This is a genomic window from Streptomyces albidoflavus, assembly GCF_000719955.1.
Lineage (GTDB): Bacteria > Actinomycetota > Actinomycetes > Streptomycetales > Streptomycetaceae > Streptomyces > Streptomyces albidoflavus.
In genome coordinates, this window is record NZ_JOII01000003.1 from 274090 (window position 1) to 291036 (window position 16947).

Genomic DNA, 16947 nt, shown 5'->3' on the forward strand with positions numbered 1-16947 from the left:
TCAGATGTTCCGGAAGCGGTTGATGGCGTCGAGGTGCTGGGCACGCATCTCGTGGTTCCGCACACCGAGACCCTCCTCGGGGGCCAGCGCGAGCACGCCGACCTTGCCCTGGTGGAGGTTGCGGTGCACGTCGTAGGCGGCCTGCCCGGTCTCCTCCAGGGAGTAGACCTTCGACAGGGTCGGGTGGATCTTGCCCTTGGCGATGAGGCGGTTGGCCTCCCACGCCTCGCGGTAGTTGGCGAAGTGGGAGCCGATGATGCGCTTCAGCGACATCCACAGGTAGCGGTTGTCGTACTCGTGCATGTAGCCCGAGGTGGAGGCGCAGGTGGTGATGGTGCCGCCCTTGCGGGTGACGAAGACGGAGGCGCCGAAGGTCTCGCGGCCGGGGTGCTCGAAGACGATGTCGATGTCCTCGCCGCCGGTGAACTCGCGGATGCGCTTGCCGAAGCGCTTCCACTCCTTCGGGTCCTGGGTCCGCTCGTCCTTCCAGAACTTGTAGCCCTCGGCGTTGCGGTCGATGACCGCCTCGGCGCCCATGTTCCGGCAGATCTCCGCCTTCTCGGGGGAGGAGACGACACAGATCGGGGTGGCGCCGCCGGCCAGCGCGAACTGGGTGGCGTAGGAGCCGAGGCCGCCGCTGGCGCCCCAGATCAGCACGTTGTCGCCCTGCTTCATGCCGGCGCCGTTGCGGGAGACGAGCTGCCGGTAGGCGGTGGAGTTGACCAGGCCCGGTGCGGCCGCCTCCTCCCAGCTGAGGTGGTCCGGCTTCGGCATCAGCTGGTTCGACTTGACCAGGGCGATCTCGGCGAGGCCGCCGAAGTTGGTCTCGAAGCCCCAGATCCGCTGCTCGGGGTCGAGCATCGTGTCGTTGTGGCCGTCGCTCGACTCCAGCTCGACCGAGAGGCAGTGCGCGACGACCTCGTCGCCCGGGTTCCAGGCGTTGACGCCGGGGCCGGTCCGCAGGACGACGCCCGCGAGGTCGGAGCCGATGACGTGGTACGGCAGGTCGTGGCGCTTGGTCAGCTCCGAGACACGGCCGTACCGCTCCAGGAAGCCGAAGGTGGAGAGCGGCTCGAAGATCGAGGTCCACACGGAGTTGTAGTTGACCGAGGAGGCCATGACGGCCACCAGGGCCTCGCCCGGGCCGAGTTCGGGGAGCGGCACGTCGTCGAGGTGGAGCGACTTGCGCGGGTCCTTCTCGCGGGTCTCGAGACCGGCGAACATCTCCGTCTCGTCCTTGTGCACGGTGACGCCCCGGTAGGACTCGGGGAGCTTCAGTGCGGCGAAGTCCTGCGAGGTGGCGTCCTGCGACTGGATCGCTTCGAGGATTTCCTTCACGGTGGTGCCTCCGGCGAAGGGCGTAGTGAGGGCTGAGGGGTGAGGGACCCCTGAGCGAGGGGCGTTGGACTGCTGTGGTGCCGTCGGTCCGGCGGTGGTGCGGGTCGTGCGGTGGTGCGGCCGCGCCGGTGAGCGCGAGTGCCTGTGACGCAGGCGTCCGGGCGCACGGTGAGGGAACCGCGGGGACAGCCGGCGTACGCGGGATGCGTGTGCGCCGGCCGCCCGGACTCCCTCAACGTATGGCACTGCGTGACAGCACACAAGGCACCGAGTGCCAAGAATTTCTCTCGTTTGAAATCTGTTGGTCACATATGAGCGATGATCGATCAGGGGGGTCCCACAACGCCGGTTATGACCCCTTTCGGCCGCCGAGGTTCACCCCGGCGGCCGACAGCCCCGCCGGGTCCCGGAACGCGGACGAGCCCGGTGGGGCGCGGCATCGTGTGCCACGGCCCACCGGGCTCGTCCCTCGCGGCCCCGGCTGGGGCCCACGCGCTCCGCTACGGCTGCCGCAGCGCCTCGCGGATGGTCCGCATCACCTCGTCGAGCGGGGCGTCCGTACGCGCCACCGTCACCAGCACCTCGTCCTGCCGGGTGGTGGTCGCCGCCGGGGCCTGCCCGGCGTCCTCGGTGGACTTGCGGCCGGCTCCTATGCCGCTGCCGAAGGTGTTCCGGACGATGCCGAAGGCGTGGTCGAGCTGGCTCTCCACGTCGCCCTGGCCGTCCGCCCGCAGCCAGCGCCGCAGCACGTGGTTGTGGGCGGTCACCACCGCCGAGGCGGCCACCTCGGCGAGCAGCGGGTCGTCGCTGCCGTCCATGTGGGCGTGCTCGTCGAAATGGCCCAGCAGATACCGGGTGAAGAGCCGCTCGTACCGGGCCACCGAGGCGATCTCCGCCTCCCGCAGCGTCGGCACCTCGCGGGTCAGCTTGTAGCGCGCCACCGAGATCTCCGGATGGCCCGCGTACATCTTCATGACTTCCTTGATGCCCCGGCAGACCGTGTCCAGCGGATGCTCGTGCGCGGGTGCCGCGTTGAGCACCGCCTCCACGCGGGTCAGCGTGTCGTCGTGGTCCGCGAAGATCGCCTCTTCCTTGGAGCGGAAGTGGCGGAAGAAGGTCCGGCGGGCCACCCCGGCGGCCGCGGCGATCTCGTCGACCGTCGTCGCCTCGTACCCCTTGGTGGCGAAGAGTTCCATCGCCGCCGCCGACAGTTCGCGCCGCATCTTGAGGCGCTGCGCCGCCGCGCGGCTCCCGGCGGAGCTCTCCGGGGTCTCGGCGGGAGTGGCGGTTCGGGTGGTCCGTCGTACGGAGTCAGCGGGCTGGGCCATGGACTGAACGTACTCCATCGGCGCGTCGGCCCGCGCCCCGCCCGGGAGCGGGGCGCTCCGTGCGCCCCGCTCCCGGGCGGGCCGCCCGAGCAGCCCGCCCCACTGACCTGCCGGCTCAGCGGCGGGCATGTTCGCGGAAACCCCGGCCCGACTTGCGGCCGAGGCAGCCCGCGGCCACCAGGTGTTCGAGGAGCGGGGCGGGGGCCAGCCCCGGGTCGCGGAACTCCCGGTGCAGCACCTGCTCGATGGCGAGCGAGACGTCGAGGCCGACCACGTCGAGGAGTTCGAAGGGCCCCATCGGGTAGCCGCCGCCGAGCTTCATCGCCGCGTCGATGTCGTCCAGCGAGGCGTAGTGCTCCTCGACCATCTTCACCGCGTTGTTCAGGTACGGGAAGAGCAGCGCGTTGACGATGAAGCCGGCCCGGTCGCCGCAGTCCACCGGGTGCTTGCGGATCTTGGCGCAGACCTCGCGGACGGTGGCGTGCACGTCGTCGGCGGTCAGCACGGTGCGGACCACCTCGACCAGCTTCATCGCCGGGGCAGGGTTGAAGAAATGCATCCCGACGACGTCCTCGGGACGGCTGGTGGCCGTCGCGCAGGCCACCACCGGCAGCGAGGAGGTGGTGGTGGCGAGCACCGCGCCCGGCTTGCAGACCTTGTCGAGCGTGGTGAAGAGCTGCCGCTTGACCTCCAGGTCCTCGGCGACCGCCTCCACGGCGAGGTCCACGTCGGCGAAGGCGTCCAGGGTGCCCGCCGGGGTGATCAGCTCCAGGGTGGCGGCGGCCGCCTCGGCGGTCATCCGGCCGCGGTCGACCGAGCGGGCCAGCGACTTGCCGATCCGCGCCTTGGCCTTCTCCGCCTTCTCCTCGCCGCGGGCGGCGATCACCACGGAGTACCCCGCCTTGGCGAAGACCTCCGCGATGCCCGAGGCCATCGTCCCGGACCCGGCCACACCGACCGAGCCGACCGGGCGGCCCTTCGCCGGACCCGCCTCGCCGGCGAGCGGGGTCAGCGCGTCCCGCACGACGGTGGCCGAACCGGGGCTCTCGTACGTGTAGAAGCCCCGGCCCGACTTGCGGCCGGTCAGCCCGGCCTCGCTGAGCTGGCGCAGGATCGGCGCGGGGGCGTGCAGCCGGTCGTGGGACTCGGCGTACATCGCGTCCAGCACGGTACGGGCGGTGTCCACGCCGATCAGGTCGAGCAGCGCCAGCGGCCCCATCGGCAGGCCGCAGCCCAGCCGCATGGCGGCGTCGATGTCCTCCCGCGAGGCGTACTTGGCCTCGTACATCGCGGCCGCCTGGTTGAGGTAGCCGAAGAGCAGGCCGTCCGCCACGAAGCCCGGCCGGTCGCCGACGGCCACCGGCTCCTTGCCCAGTTCGAGGGCGAGTTCGGTGACCCGGGCGACCGCGTCGGGCGAGGTCAGCACCGAGGAGACCACCTCGACCAGCTTCATCGCCGGGGCCGGGTTGAAGAAGTGCAGCCCCAGCACCCGCTCGGGGAACCGCGACTCGGCGGCGAGGCGGGTCACCGACAGGGCGTTGGTGCCGGTGGCCAGGATCGCGTCCGGGCGGACCACCTCGTCCAGGTCGCGGAAGAGCTGCTGCTTGATCTCGTACGACTCCGGGACGACCTCGACGACCAGGTCGGCGTCGGCGGCGGCCTGGAGGTCGGTGAAGACGCGGAACCGGGCGAGCGCGTCGGTCCGCTCGCTCTCGCTCAGGCGGCCCTTGGTGACGGCGCGGGCGGTGGAGTTCTCCAGCGCGGTCACGGCGAGGGCCGCCTGTGCCTCGCTGACGTCGATGCCGACGACCTCGCGCCCGGCGCGGGCCAGCACCTCGGCGATGCCCGTGCCCATGGTGCCGAGGCCCACCACGGCGACGGTGCCGAAGGCGGGAGCGGGGGAGGACGCGGAAGGGGACAGGGAAGGACGGTCCATCGAGGACTCCTGGGATGAGGGGTGACGACGGCCGGGGCGCCTGGCGCACCCGGATGAGGGGAGAGCGGCGGGCCTGTCCCGGGCCACACCGTCGTACGTACTGCTGCCGGACCGACCGGCAGGTCCCCGTGGGCGGTGGCTGCGTCACCAGGCCACCGCGGGGAGTGGATGCGCGGGTGTCCGGCCCGCGCTCCTGTGAGCATAACCAGTGGGTAATGAGCGCGCCAGTCCCTTGTTCCTCGCTCTCGCGCGCCGTCCGGTGTGCGGGCCGCGTCCACGGGCCCGCACACCGGCGCGTGGTTCAGCCCCTCGCAGCCCGGGCCGGTACGGCCTTCCCGGCCTCGCCGGCGGCGCCCGCCGCGTGGTGGCGGCCGATCGGGAGCATCAGGGGGCGGCCCGAGACCGGGTCCTCGATGATGCGGCTGTCCAGGCCGAAGACGGCGCGGACGGTCTCCTCGGTCAGCACCTCGGACGGGGTGCCCTGGGCGTGCAGCCGGCCGTCGGCCAGCGCGATCAGGTGGTCGGCGTAACGGGCGGCGAGGTTGAGGTCGTGCAGGACCATGACGATCGTGGTGCCGCGGCCGGCGTTCAGGTCGGTCAGCAGGTCCAGGACCTCGACCTGGTGGCTCACGTCGAGGAAGGTGGTCGGCTCGTCCAGGAGGAGCAGGTCGGTCTGCTGGGCCAGCGCCATGGCGATCCAGGCCCGCTGCCGCTGGCCGCCGGAGAGTTCGTCCACGGCGCGCTCCGCCAGCTCCTCGGTCTGCGTCGCCTCCAGCGCCGAGGCCACGGCCGCGTCGTCCTCCCGGCTCCAGCGCGAGAAGACGCCCTGGTGCGGGTGGCGGCCCCGGCCGACCAGGTCCGAGACGGTGATCCCCTCGGGCGCGAGCGGCGACTGCGGCAACAGGCCCATGGTGCGGGCCAGTTCCTTCGCCGGGAAGCGGTGCACCTGGCGCCCGTCCAACAGGACGCGGCCCGCCCGGGGCGCCAGCAGCCGCGACATCGACCTCAGCAGCGTCGACTTGCCGCAGGCGTTGGCGCCGACGATCACCGTGATGCGGCCCGGCGGAACCGCCAGGTCGAGCGAGTCGATGACGGTGCGGTCGGCGTAGCCGAGGGTCAGTTCCTCGGCGGTCAGGGAGTGTTCGGTGGTCACAGGGAGCCTCCCGCCCGGTTGGTGCGGACGATCAGGTAGACGAGGTAGGGGGCGCCGAGCACACCGGTGACGATGCCGACCGGGTAGCGCTCGCCGAAGGCGAACTGGCCGCAGAAGTCGGCGACGAGGACCAGCAGGGCCCCGACGAGACCGGCCGGGACGAGCAGCGAGCCGCCCGCGCCGACGATCCGGGCGGCGATCGGGCCGGAGAGGAAGGCCACGAAGGCGATCGGCCCGGCCGCCGCCGTCGCGAAGGCGATCAGCCCGACGGCGGCGACGATCACGGTGATCCGGGTCCGCTCGACGCGGACGCCGAGCGCCGAGGCGGTGTCGTCGCCCAGTCGCAGCGCGGCCAGGTTGCGGCCCTGCCCGAGGAGCAGCGGGGTGAGGACGGCCGCCGCGACCGCCGCCGGGACGACCTCGTCCCAGGTCGCGCCGTTGAGGCTGCCGGTCAGCCACCGCATCGCCTCCTGGAGGTCCCACTCGGCGGCCTGGGACAGCACGTAGGAGGTGACGCTGTCGAGCATGGCGGAGATGCCGATGCCGATCAGGATGAGCCGGGTGCCCGCGACCCCGCCCTTGAACGCCAGCGAGTACACCAGCAGGGCGACACCGAGGCCGGCCGCGATGGCGACCACCGAGACCTGCACCTCGCCGAGGTGGAGGGTGACGATGGCGATGGCGGCGGCCGCGCTCGCCCCGGAGCTGATCCCGATGATGTCCGGGCTGGCCAGCGGGTTGCGCAGCATGGTCTGGAAGGTGACACCCGCCAGGCCGAAGCTGAACCCGGCCACCAGGGCGAGGACCGCACGCGGCAGCCGCAGCTCGCCCACGGTGAAGGAGGCGCCCGGCACCTGCTCGCCGAGGATCACCCGCAGCACGTCGGCCGGCGGGTAGTAGGTGCGCCCGGCCACCAGCGTCACGGCGAAGGCGGCGACCACGAGGACGGCCAGCACCAGGACGACGAGGCGGCGGCGGGAGGCGCCCCGGACGCGGCGCCGGGTGGCGGCCGCGACGGAGGCGGGGGCCGGTGCGGCGCCGGGCCGGGTGAGGACGGGGGCGCTCACAGGGCACGCACCTTCTGTCGGCGGACGATGTAGATGAAGAAGGGCGCGCCGATCAGCGCCGTCACGATGCCCACGTCGATCTCGGAGGGCCGCGCCACGACCCGCCCGACCACGTCGGCGGCGGTCAGCAGGACTGCGCCCAGCAGCATGGAGAGCGGCAGCAGCCAGCGGTGGTCGACGCCGACCAGCAGCCGGCAGGTGTGCGGCACGACGAGGCCGACGAAGGCGATCGGCCCGGCGACGGCGGTGGCCGCCCCGCAGAGCAGGACGGCGCCGAGCGCCGCCACCGCCCGGACGAGGGCGACGCGTTCGCCGAGCCCGGCCGCCAGTTCGTCGCCGAGTGCCAGCGAGTTCAGGGCCCGCGCGGAGAGCAGGCAGAGCAGGAACCCGGCGGCCAGGAAGGGCAGCACCTGGCCGATGCGCTCGTAGGAGGCACCGCCCACGCCGCCGATCTGCCAGAGCCGGAAGCTGCCCGCGATGTCGTTGCGCGGCAGGACCACCGCGCTGACCAGCGAGGCGAACGCCGCCGAGGTGGCCGCGCCGGCCAGCGCCAGCTTCAGCGGGGTGGCGCCGCCGCGGCCGAGGGTGCCGACCGTGTAGACGAAGAGCGCCGAGGCCGCCGCCCCCACGATGGCCACCCAGATGTACGAGGTCGGGGAGGTCAGCCCGAAGAAGGCGACGCCGGTCACCACGGCGAGCGAGGCGCCCATGTTGACGCCGAGGATGCCCGGGTCGGCCAGCGGGTTGCGGGTCACGCCCTGCATCACCGCGCCCGAGAGCGCGAGCGCCGCCCCGATCACCACCGCCAGCAGGGTGCGCGGGATGCGTTTGGCGGCGGCGGCCTCGCCCAGTGTGCCGTCGGCGCCGCCGATCGCGGCCTGGACGTCCGCCCAGGGCACGTCGCGCGAACCGTAGGCGAGGGAGGCGACCATGACGGCGGCCAGGACCAGCAGGGCGGCGAGGAGCCAGAGGGTGCGGACGCCCGCCGGACGCCGGGGTGCGGCGTCCGGCGCGCGCCGGGTGTCGAGCGTCGTCACTTGACCTTGTCCGCGGCCTTGGCGAGCGCGGCGGCGTAGTCGTCGAGCACGTACGAGATCGACAGCGGGGTCGGGTTGGCGGCGGTGGCCAGCGGCGAGGAGCTGCCGGGCAGCAGGTAGGCCGAACCGCGGTCGATGGCGGGCATCTTGGAGAGGACCTTGTCCTTGCGGATGTTGTCGAGCAGCTCGCCCTTCTCGTCGCCGTAGCCGGTGACGATGTCGACGTCGTCGAAGGTGTCGATCTGCTCGGCGCTGCGCGTCAGCGCGAACTTGTCGGTGCCCTTCGACGCCTTCTCGATGCTGCCCGGGGTCTTCATCCCGAGGTCGAGGAAGAACTGCGTCCGGGTGTCGTGCGTGGTGTAGAAGCCGATCTCGCTGACGTCGTTGGGGTCGAGGTGCGTCATGAACATCGCCGTCTTGCCCTTGAGCTGCGGGTACTTGGCGGCGGTGGCGGCTATCTCGCCGTCCAGCTCCTTGATCAGCTTCTCGCCCTCGCCGGACAGGCCGATCGCCTCGCTGTTGGTGCGGATGATCTCGCGCCACGGCGTGGCCCAGGGGGCGTCCGGGTAGGCGACGACCGGGGCGATCTTGCTGAGGGTGTCGTAGTCCTTCTTGGTCAGCCCCGAGTACGCGGCGAGGATCACGTCAGGCTTGGTGTCGGCCACCGCCTCGAAGTCGATGCCGTCGGTCTCGTCGAAGAGGACCGGGGTCTTCGCGTCCAGCTCGTCGAGCTTCTCCTCGACCCAGGGCAGCACCCCGTTGCCGTCGTCGTCACCGAAGTTGGCCGCCGCCATGCCGACGGGGACGACGCCGAGGGCCAGCGGCACCTCGTGGTTGGCCCAGTTGACCGTGGCGACGCGCTTCGGCTTGGCCGGGATGGTGGTCTTGCCCAGAGCGTGCTCGACGGTCAGGGGGAAGCTGCCGGCGGAGCCCTTCTGCTCCTTGCTGCCGGCGCTGTCCTTGCTCTCGGACTCGGCGCCGCTGCCGCAGGCGGAGAGGGTGAGCAGGGCGGCGGCCGCTGCGACCAGACGAAGGCGGTGTGAGGACATGGGTGCGTGCCCAGCTTTCGGGTGTCGGGGGTGACGCTGCTCGCGCGGGAGGGCAGGAGGTGCCGTCGCGGAAGGGCGCACCGCGCTTGCACAAGCGACTTAGGTAAGGCTTGCCTTGGCACTTTATGAGAGGGGGGTGGCGTGTCGCAATCAGCCGGATGCGACATCCGCTGTAGCGATCGGGACAGTGGGAGGGGCGTGACGGTACGCCGGAGGCGCCGGTGTCCCGGCCGCGCACCGGATCAACTGGGCCGGAACGTCCCCGGGGTGAGCCCGGTCGCCCGGCGGAAGGCGGCGCCGAAGGCGCTGGAGGAGCGGTAGCCGACCTGCTCGGCCACGGCCTCCACCTCCCAGCCCCGGGTCAGCAGCCCGATGGCGTGCTGGGCGCGGACGGAGGCGACCCAGCGCGCGAAGCTGGTGCCCGTCTCGGCGGTGAACGCCCGGGTCAGCGTGCGCGGGCTGACCTCCAGCGCGGTCGCCCAGTCGGTCAGCGTCCGCCGGTCGCCCGGGTCCTCGCGCACCGCCTCGGCGATCGGCCGCAGCAGGGCGGAGGAGGGCAGGCGGACCAGCAGTTCACGCGGGGCGGGGGCGAGCACGTCCAGGACCAGCGCCTCGGTGGCCGCGCGGGAGGCGGGGCGCAGCTCCGGCTCGCCGAGCCGTTCCAGCAGCAGCCGCAGCAGCGGGGTGATCTCGACCGCCACCGGGATGTCCGAGATCGACGAGGTGGTCCGGAAGCCGAAGAAGCTGGCGCGCAGGCACGTCCCGGCCGCCGCCACCCCGCCGTGCAGGGTGCCCGCGGGCATCCACAGCCCGATCGTCGGGGTGATAGTCCAGATCCGCGACCCCACGATCGCCGAGGAGGCGCCCCGCTCGTTCCAGAGCAGCTCGTGGAAGGGGTGGGAGTGGTCGTTCCACGCGGTGTCGTGCGGGACGACCTCCTCGTACCCCCGGATGACGAAGGGCGTCTCCACCGCGCCGGGCGCGTGGGCCGGCAGCGTGCGGGTCTCCCTGGTCATGCGGTCAGCTTATGAGGTGGTCGGTCCGGAGCCGTGACCAGCCCCGATCCGCCGGGAACCACCGGATTCGGACATTCCCCGGATACCGGCCCCGGTCCCGGCCTAGGGTCGGGGAATGGACCAGGATGTGTGGCGGAACCTGCTGGCGCGGGTCTCCCAGGAGGCCGGGGAGGACCCCCGGGTGGAGTGGCTCGCGGCCACCGGTGTCGAGGAGCTGAACGCCGTCCTCACCGCGCCCCAGGAGCCGTTGTGGGCAAGGGAGCTGGCGGCCTTCCGGCTCGGTACGGCGGGGGACGCGCGGGCCTTCGAGACGCTGGTGCTGCTGCTCAACCACCGCGAACCCGCCCGGTGCGCGGCGGCGGCCCACGCCCTCGCCGAACTGGGCGACCCGAGGACGGCGAGGGCCGCCGCCGCCCTCGCCACCAACGAACTCCGCGTCGCCTACGCCCTGCACCCGGTGCGCCTGCTGGTCGCCCTCCGCGCCCCCGAGGCGGTGCCCGCCCTCATCGCGGTACTGGAGCGCCGGCTCGCCCCCGGCGACCGCTACCAGGCCGTCGCCCTCGCCTGCGCCGACGGCCTCGGCGAACTGGGCGACCCCTGCGCCCGTCCCGTGCTGCGGGCGGCGCTGGGGCGCCCCGGGCTGGCGATCGTCGCCCGGGGCGCCCTGGACCGGCTGCCGCGCTGAGCGGGACTCAGCCGCGCCGGGGGAGCAGGCCGTGCAGCGCCTGGCCCGCGGCGCGCTCGGACGCGTCCGGCGCCGCACCCTTCGCCGCGGCAGGCTTCGGCTCCGGCAGCGCGGCACAGGTCGCGTCCGCCTCGCCGGAGCCGGAGCCGCGCGGCACCGTGCCGTCGGCGAGGTAGCGGGCCAGGTGCCGGTCGAGGCAGGCGTTGCCGCCGAGCGTCACCCCGTGGTTGCCGCCGCCCTCCTCGACCACCAGTGAGGAGCCGCGCAGCTTGCGGTGGAGCGAGACGGCACCCTCGTACGGGGTGGCCGCGTCGCCGGTCGCCTGGAGGATCAGGGCCGGGGGGAGCTTGGTGTTGGTCACGTCCGGCGGGGTGAGCGGCGGGACGGGCCAGCTCGCGCACGGCGCGTTGTACCAGGTGTTGTTCCAGGCCAGGAAGGGTGCCTTCGCGTGCACCCGCCAGGTGTCCGCCCGCCACTGGTTCCACGTCCGGGGCCAGGCGGCGTCCCGGCACTGCACGGCGGTGTACACGCTGTACCCGTTGTCGCCGGAGGCGTCGCTCTCGGCCAGCGCCCGGTACGCGGCGACCAGCGGCCCGCTCTCCCCGTCCTTGGCGTACGCCGCGAAGGCGGTGGCCAGCCGGGGCCAGTACCCGTCGTAGTACCCGCCCGGCAGGAAGGTGTCCTCCAGCTCGGCCGCGCCGACCGTCTTGCCCGCCGGTTCGGCCGCGACGGCGGCCCGCATCCGCGACCAGGCCCCCTCGACCGTGGCCGGGTCCGCGCCCAGGCCGTAGACCGCGTGGTTCTTCGCCACCCAGGCGAGGAAGGCACGGTGACGGTCCTCGAACGCGTAGTCCTGGGCGAGGTTGCTGTCGTACCAGACGCCGTCCGGGTCGACCGCCGAGTCCAGCGCGAGTCGCCGCACCCGCTCCGGGAAGAGCTTGGCGTAGACGGCGCCGAGATAGGTCCCGTACGAGTAGCCGAGGTAGCTGATGCGCGGGGTGCCGAGCGCGGCCCGGATCACGTCGAGGTCGCGGGCGGCGCTCCGGGTGTCCAGGTACGGCAGCAGATCCCCGTGGCGCTCGCCGCAGGCGGTCGCGAAGGCCGTGGCACGCTCACGGTTGGCGCGCTGGACGGCCGGGGTCAGCGGCAGCGTGTCGGGGCGTACGGCCGTGAAGTGGCCGGGCCGGCAGTCGAGCGCGGGCTCGCTCCGGCCGACCCCGCGCGGGTCGAAGCCGATCACGTCGTACCGGCTCGCCACCTCCTTCGGCAACGCCGCCGCCACGTGCCCGGCCAGGCTCAGCCCACTGCCTCCGGGCCCGCCCGGATTGACCAGCAGCGGCCCCAGCGAGGACTTCGCGGTGTGCGGCACCCGGCTGAGCGCCAGCGTGATCCGTCGCCCCTCGGGCCTGGCATGGTCGAGCGGAACCTTCACCGTGCCGCACTGGAGCGTCGGATACGTCTTGGTCGCGCAATCGCTCCACCGGATCGCGGCGGGGGCGGCCGGTGCTTGCGGTGCCGCCGACGACGGCGTGGCCGACGCCCGCGCCACCGCCGAGGGCGCCGTCGGACCGAGCACGGCAACCGAGACGGCGGCACCGCACACCGCCAGGACACGTCTGTTCACTTGGCCTCCAGGCTCCACAACAGGGCACCGCACCCTGCGGCCCCCGCCGCATCGTCCCGGACCCCGATGCCCCGAGTGGGCGATTCGTCCGACAGTCGGCGTGGTCGGGTGACCTGCCGATGCGCGCGTGCGGGCGCGCGCCCGGGGGAGCCGCCCCCCGGCCTCCCTCTTACAGCAGCGTCAGCTGCTCCGGCTCCGCCGTCGCCGGCCCCGTCTCCCGCTCCGGCCGTATCCGCCGCGCCGCCCCCGACCGGCCCGGCCCGATGCCGTACTGGCGGGCCAGTTCGTGGACCTGGCCGGTGATGCGGCGCTGGTAGCTCTTGGGGGCGTAGGCGCCGGAGGCGTAGAGGCGTTCGTAGTGGGGGACCAGGTGGGGGTGGTGTTCGGTGAGCCACTGGAAGTACCACTCGCGGGCGCCGGGGCGCAGGTGGAGGACGAGCGGGGTGACCGAGGTGGCGCCGGCCTCGGCGATGGCGCGGACGGTCGCGCGGAGCTGGTCGGGGTGGTCGCCGAGGTAGGGGATGACGGGGGCCATGAGCACGCCGCAGTCGATGCCGCGCTCGGCCAGGGCGCGGATGACGTCCAGGCGGCGTTCGGGGGCGGGGGTTCCCGGTTCGACGGTGCGCCACAGTTCGCGGTCGGTGAAGCCGACGGAGACCGAGATGCCCACGTCGGTGACGGCGGCGGCCTCGGTGAGCAGGTCCAGGTCGCGCAGGATCAGCGTGCCCTTGGTCAGGATGCTGAACGGGTTGGCGTGGTCGCGCAGGGCCTCGATGATGCCGGGCATCAGGCGGTAGCGGCCTTCCGCCCGCTGGTAGCAGTCGACGTTGGTGCCCATCGCGATGTGGCCGCCGCGCCAGCGCGGCCCGCCCAGCTCGCGGCGGAGCAGCTCGGGGGCGTTGGTCTTGACGACGATCTGCGAGTCGAAGCCGAGCCCCGTGTCGAGGTCGAGGTAGCTGTGGGTCTTGCGGGCGAAGCAGTACACGCAGGCGTGACTGCATCCCCGGTACGGGTTGACCGTCCAGGTGAACGGCATCCGTGAGGCGCCCGGGACGCGGTTGACGATCGAACGGGCGCGGATCTCGTGAAAGGTGATCCCCCGGAACTCGGGGGTGTCGACGGTCCGGGTGACGACGGCGTCGGCTCCGAAGAGCGCGGCGTCGGAGCCCGGGCGGACCGGCTGCTCGGCAAGGTTCTCCCAGCGCATGGTCTTCCTCCTGACGTCGTTCGCCACAATAGAACATCTGTTCCCATGATCGCCGCAGGGTGGCGCGGGCGGGGATTTGAGCGGCCGGGGCCGGGGTGGTTGGCTTTGCCCGACCCGTAACCCGAGTGCTGGAGGAAGTGGACATGGCACAGGTCGAGGCCACGACGGAGCGGACGATCGCGGCGAAGCCGGACGACGTCTTCGACGCGCTGGCCGACTACAGCGGTACCCGTCGTACGGTCCTTCCCGAGCAGTACAGCGAGTACGAGGTGCGCGAGGGCGGCGACGGCGACGGCACCCTCGTCCACTGGAAGCTCCAGGCCACCAGCAAGCGGGTGCGGGACTGCCTGCTCGACGTGAAGGAGCCTTCGGAAGGGGAGCTGGTCGAGACCGACCGGAACTCCTCGATGGTCACCACCTGGACGGTCACCCCGGCCGGGCAGGGCGGCGCGCGGGTGCAGGTGCGCACCGTCTGGAACGGGGCCGGCGGGATCGGCGGCTTCTTCGAGCGGACCTTCGCTCCCAAGGGGCTGGCCCGTATCCACGACCAGACGCTCGCCAAGCTCGCCGCCGAGCTGGAGAAGTAGCCCGGAGGGGGGGCGCCGCCCGCGTGCGGCGCCCCTTGTCCGTCGACTCGGGCGCGCTGTCACCTCACCGGTTCGAGTGGTTTTCGCGGGCGGCGCCCGGTCGCCCGTAACGCTCCCACCGGCGCGGATGCCCCTTGTGCGGGCCTGCGCGCGTGTCGCCCCTCTTGCCCCGACTTGTGTGCGGGCGCGCAGACTTGGCGCCAGTTGTCGGCGCAGTCGGCGCGGCGCGACGAGGGGAGAGTGACGTGGGCGGGACGACGCTGGAGCACAGGACGGCCTCGGGGGAGGAACCCTCCGGGCCCCCCGCGCCCCCCGGCGCCCCGAAGCCCGAGGGGGCGTACACCGCCGACGACGCGCCCACCCTGCCCCTGGCGAACGGCGAAGCGTTTCCCCCCGGCGAGGGCGGTGGCGACGGCGGCGACGGTGGTCCGGCCGCCCCCGCCACCGGTGACGCGGGGCTCAGCCCCCGCCAGGTGCGGATGGTCTTCGTCGGGCTGATGCTCGCGCTGCTCCTCGCCGCGCTGGAGCAGATGATCGTGGCCACCGCGCTGCCGAAGATCGTCGGCGAGCTGCACGGCCTCGACAAGATGTCCTGGGCCATCACCGCCTACCTGCTCACCTCGACCATCTCGCTGCCGGTCTACGGCAAGCTCGGCGACCTCTTCGGCCGCAAGGGCGTCTTCCAGTTCGCCATCGTCGTCTTCATCGTGGGCTCCGGGCTCGCGGGCTGGTCCCGTTCGATGGACGAACTCATCGCCTTCCGCGCCCTCCAGGGGCTCGGCGCGGGCGGCCTCATGATCGGCGTGCAGGCGATCATCGCCGACATCGTGCCGCCCAGGGAGCGGGCCCGCTACATGGGGCTGATCGGCGCCGCCTTCGGCCTCGCCTCGGTCGCCGGACCGCTGCTCGGCGGCTTCTTCACCGACCACATGTCGTGGCGCTGGTGCTTCTACTTCAACGTCCCCTTCGGCCTGGTCACCCTCGCCGTGGTCGCCGTCGTCCTCAAGCTCCCCAAGCCCGCCACCCGTGGCCGCCTCGACGTGCCCGGCATCCTGCTGCTGGCCACCGCCTCGACCTGCCTGGTGCTGCTGACCAGCTGGGGCGGGACGGAGTACGCCTGGGGCTCGGGGACCATCCTCGCGCTCGCCGCCGGAGCCGTCCTGTCGACGGTGCTCTTCCTCGTCGCCGAGCGGTACGCGGCCGAACCCCTCATCCCGCTGCGGCTCTTCCGCGAGTCGATCTTCAACCTCACCGGCCTGATCGGGGCGGTGGTCGGCATCGCCCTGTTCGGCGCCGCCAGCTACCTGCCGACCTTCCTCCAGATGGTCGACGGCGCCAGCGCCACCGAGTCCGGCCTGCTGATGCTCCCCATGATGGGCGGCGTCGTCGGCGCCTCGATCCTCTCCGGCCAGCTCATCAGCAAGACCGGGCGCTACCGCCCGTACCCCATCGCGGGCGGGGTCCTCGCCGCGCTCGGCATGTGGCTGCTCTCCCTGCTGGAGACCGGCACCTCGCGGCTGCACTACAGCATCTGGATGGCGGTGCTCGGCGCGGGGATCGGCCTGATCATGCCGGTGCTGGTGCTCGCCGTGCAGAACAGCGTCCGCCCCGCCGACCTCGGCACCGCCACCAGCGCCAACAACTACTTCCGGCAGATCGGCGGCAGCGTCGGCGCCGCCGTCTTCGGCACCCTCTTCGCCCAGCGCCTCACCGACGCCCTCGCCGACCGGCTGCCCGCCGGGGCGCCCGCCGGGAGCGTCGACGCCGAGGCGATCACCCCGCAGGCGGTGCACGCGATGGCGCCCGCCCTGCGCGACCCCTACATCCAGGCGTACGCCGACGCCATGCCCCGGATCTTCCTCTACCTCGTGCCGGTCCTCCTCCTGGGCCTGCTGCTCGCCTTCTTCCTCAAGGAGACCCCCCTCGTGTCCCACGCCGCGTCCCGGCCCGCCTCCGTCCCCGCCGCCGAACCGCACGCCGCACCCGCGCCCGAGGCCGCCGCCCCGCCCGCTCCGCAGCTGCCCGCCGCCCGGACCGGCCACACCGCCGGAGTCGCGGTCTGCGGCAGCGTCCAGCACTCCGACGGCACCGCCGTGCCGCGCGCCGCCCTCACCCTCATCGACGTGACCGGCCGCCAGATCGGGCGCGGCGCCAGCGACGGCGAGGGCCGGTACGCGCTCGCCACCCCGGGCAGCGGCAGCTTCGTGCTGATCGCGGCGGCCGGCGGGCACCAGCCGCAGGCCGTCACCGTCACCGTCGGCGAGCGCCCGGTCGAGCTGGACGTGGTCCTCGGCGGCGCCGGACGCCTCGCCGGTTCCGTCCTCACCGCCGACGGCCTGCCCGTCCGCGACGCCACGGTCACCCTGACCGACGTACGCGGCGAGGTCGTCGCCTCCACCCGCAGCGGACGCGAGGGCGGGTACGTCATCTCCGAGCTGGTCGCCGGGGAGTACACCCTCGCCGCCAGCGCCCACGCCTACCGCCCCACCGCCCTGCCGGTGAGCGTCCAGGCCTCCCGCGAGACCCGGCAGGACGTGGAGCTGGCCGGGGGAGCGGTGCTGCGCGGCACCGTCCGCGCGGGCGGCGGGCGGCCCGTCGAGGACGCCCGCGTCACCCTGCTCGACGCCGGGGGCAACGTCGTCGACTCCCAGACCACCTCCGCCGACGGCACCTTCCGCTTCGTCGACCTCTCCTCCGGCGAGTACACCGTCATCGCCTCCGGCTACCCGCCGGTCGCCACCGTCCTCCAGGTGGCGGGCGGCGGCCGCACCGAGCGCGACCTGCTCCTCGGCCACGAGGACTGAGCCACCGGGCGGCACCGGCCGGGGCGCCCGCGCTCCGGCCGAATCCCCTACCCGCCGCCCTCGCCAAGGCGTACCGTGACCCCGCCGGGCGGAACAAGATCCGCCCCCGTAGCCGA

13 protein-coding genes are annotated in these 16947 nt (G+C 73.2%); 3 read left to right on the forward strand and 10 right to left on the reverse strand.

What is annotated here, in order from left to right:
- The 8 genes from ccrA to IF45_RS0104650 form a co-directional block, all read right to left on the reverse strand.
- On the reverse strand, positions 1-1338 hold the full coding sequence (ccrA, locus tag IF45_RS0104615; RefSeq protein WP_003951896.1) for a crotonyl-CoA carboxylase/reductase: 1338 nt from the start codon (positions 1336-1338) through the stop codon (positions 1-3).
- A 500-nt stretch (positions 1339-1838) separates the two neighbouring features.
- On the reverse strand, positions 1839-2684 hold the full coding sequence (locus tag IF45_RS0104620) for a TetR family transcriptional regulator (RefSeq protein ID WP_061405451.1): 846 nt from the start codon (positions 2682-2684) through the stop codon (positions 1839-1841).
- A gap of 97 nt (positions 2685-2781) precedes the next feature.
- Entirely contained in the window at positions 2782-4602 is a 1821-nt protein-coding gene (locus IF45_RS0104625) for a 3-hydroxyacyl-CoA dehydrogenase family protein (RefSeq protein ID WP_030305639.1), read from the reverse strand.
- A gap of 301 nt (positions 4603-4903) precedes the next feature.
- The gene (locus IF45_RS0104630; protein WP_008410574.1) at positions 4904-5755 is read right to left on the reverse strand and encodes an ABC transporter ATP-binding protein; all 852 of its coding nucleotides are present in this window, start codon (positions 5753-5755) and stop codon (positions 4904-4906) included.
- Entirely contained in the window at positions 5752-6822 is a 1071-nt protein-coding gene (locus tag IF45_RS0104635) for a FecCD family ABC transporter permease (RefSeq protein WP_008410576.1), read from the reverse strand. The genes IF45_RS0104630 and IF45_RS0104635 overlap by 4 nt, the downstream gene beginning before the upstream one ends.
- The gene (locus IF45_RS0104640) at positions 6819-7859 is read right to left on the reverse strand and encodes a FecCD family ABC transporter permease (protein WP_003951901.1); all 1041 of its coding nucleotides are present in this window, start codon (positions 7857-7859) and stop codon (positions 6819-6821) included. Before IF45_RS0104640 ends, IF45_RS0104635 begins: the two co-directional genes overlap by 4 nt.
- Positions 7856-8908 (reverse strand): iron-siderophore ABC transporter substrate-binding protein, encoded by a 1053-nt coding sequence (locus IF45_RS0104645; protein ID WP_030305641.1) that lies wholly within the window; start codon positions 8906-8908, stop codon positions 7856-7858. The genes IF45_RS0104640 and IF45_RS0104645 overlap by 4 nt, the downstream gene beginning before the upstream one ends.
- Positions 8909-9150: 242 nt before the next feature.
- Entirely contained in the window at positions 9151-9924 is a 774-nt protein-coding gene (locus tag IF45_RS0104650; protein ID WP_008410581.1) for a helix-turn-helix domain-containing protein, read from the reverse strand.
- Positions 9925-10039: 115 nt separating this feature from the next.
- On the opposite strand from IF45_RS0104650, the gene IF45_RS0104655 reads away from it, so the two are divergent.
- A complete protein-coding gene (locus tag IF45_RS0104655) occupies positions 10040-10609 on the forward strand; it encodes a HEAT repeat domain-containing protein (protein ID WP_015506805.1) in 570 nt (189 codons plus the stop codon).
- Positions 10610-10616: 7 nt separating this feature from the next.
- On the opposite strand, the gene IF45_RS0104660 is transcribed toward IF45_RS0104655, so the two are convergent.
- Both IF45_RS0104660 and IF45_RS0104665 read right to left on the reverse strand, forming a co-directional pair.
- Positions 10617-12233, reverse strand: a complete 1617-nt coding sequence (locus tag IF45_RS0104660) for an alpha/beta hydrolase (RefSeq protein ID WP_030305643.1) — start codon at positions 12231-12233, stop codon at positions 10617-10619.
- A 169-nt stretch (positions 12234-12402) separates the two neighbouring features.
- Positions 12403-13440: an Rv2578c family radical SAM protein gene (locus IF45_RS0104665; RefSeq protein ID WP_030305645.1), complete on the reverse strand. Its 1038-nt coding sequence runs from the start codon at positions 13438-13440 to the stop codon at positions 12403-12405.
- 143 nt (positions 13441-13583) lie between these two features.
- Between IF45_RS0104665 and IF45_RS0104670 the strand changes: the two genes are divergently transcribed.
- A complete protein-coding gene (locus IF45_RS0104670; RefSeq protein WP_003951907.1) occupies positions 13584-14027 on the forward strand; it encodes an SRPBCC family protein in 444 nt (147 codons plus the stop codon).
- A gap of 245 nt (positions 14028-14272) precedes the next feature.
- Positions 14273-16831, forward strand: coding sequence for an MFS transporter (locus IF45_RS0104675; protein WP_030305647.1), 2559 nt, complete (start codon positions 14273-14275; stop codon positions 16829-16831).
- The last annotated feature ends 116 nt before the right edge of the window (positions 16832-16947 follow it).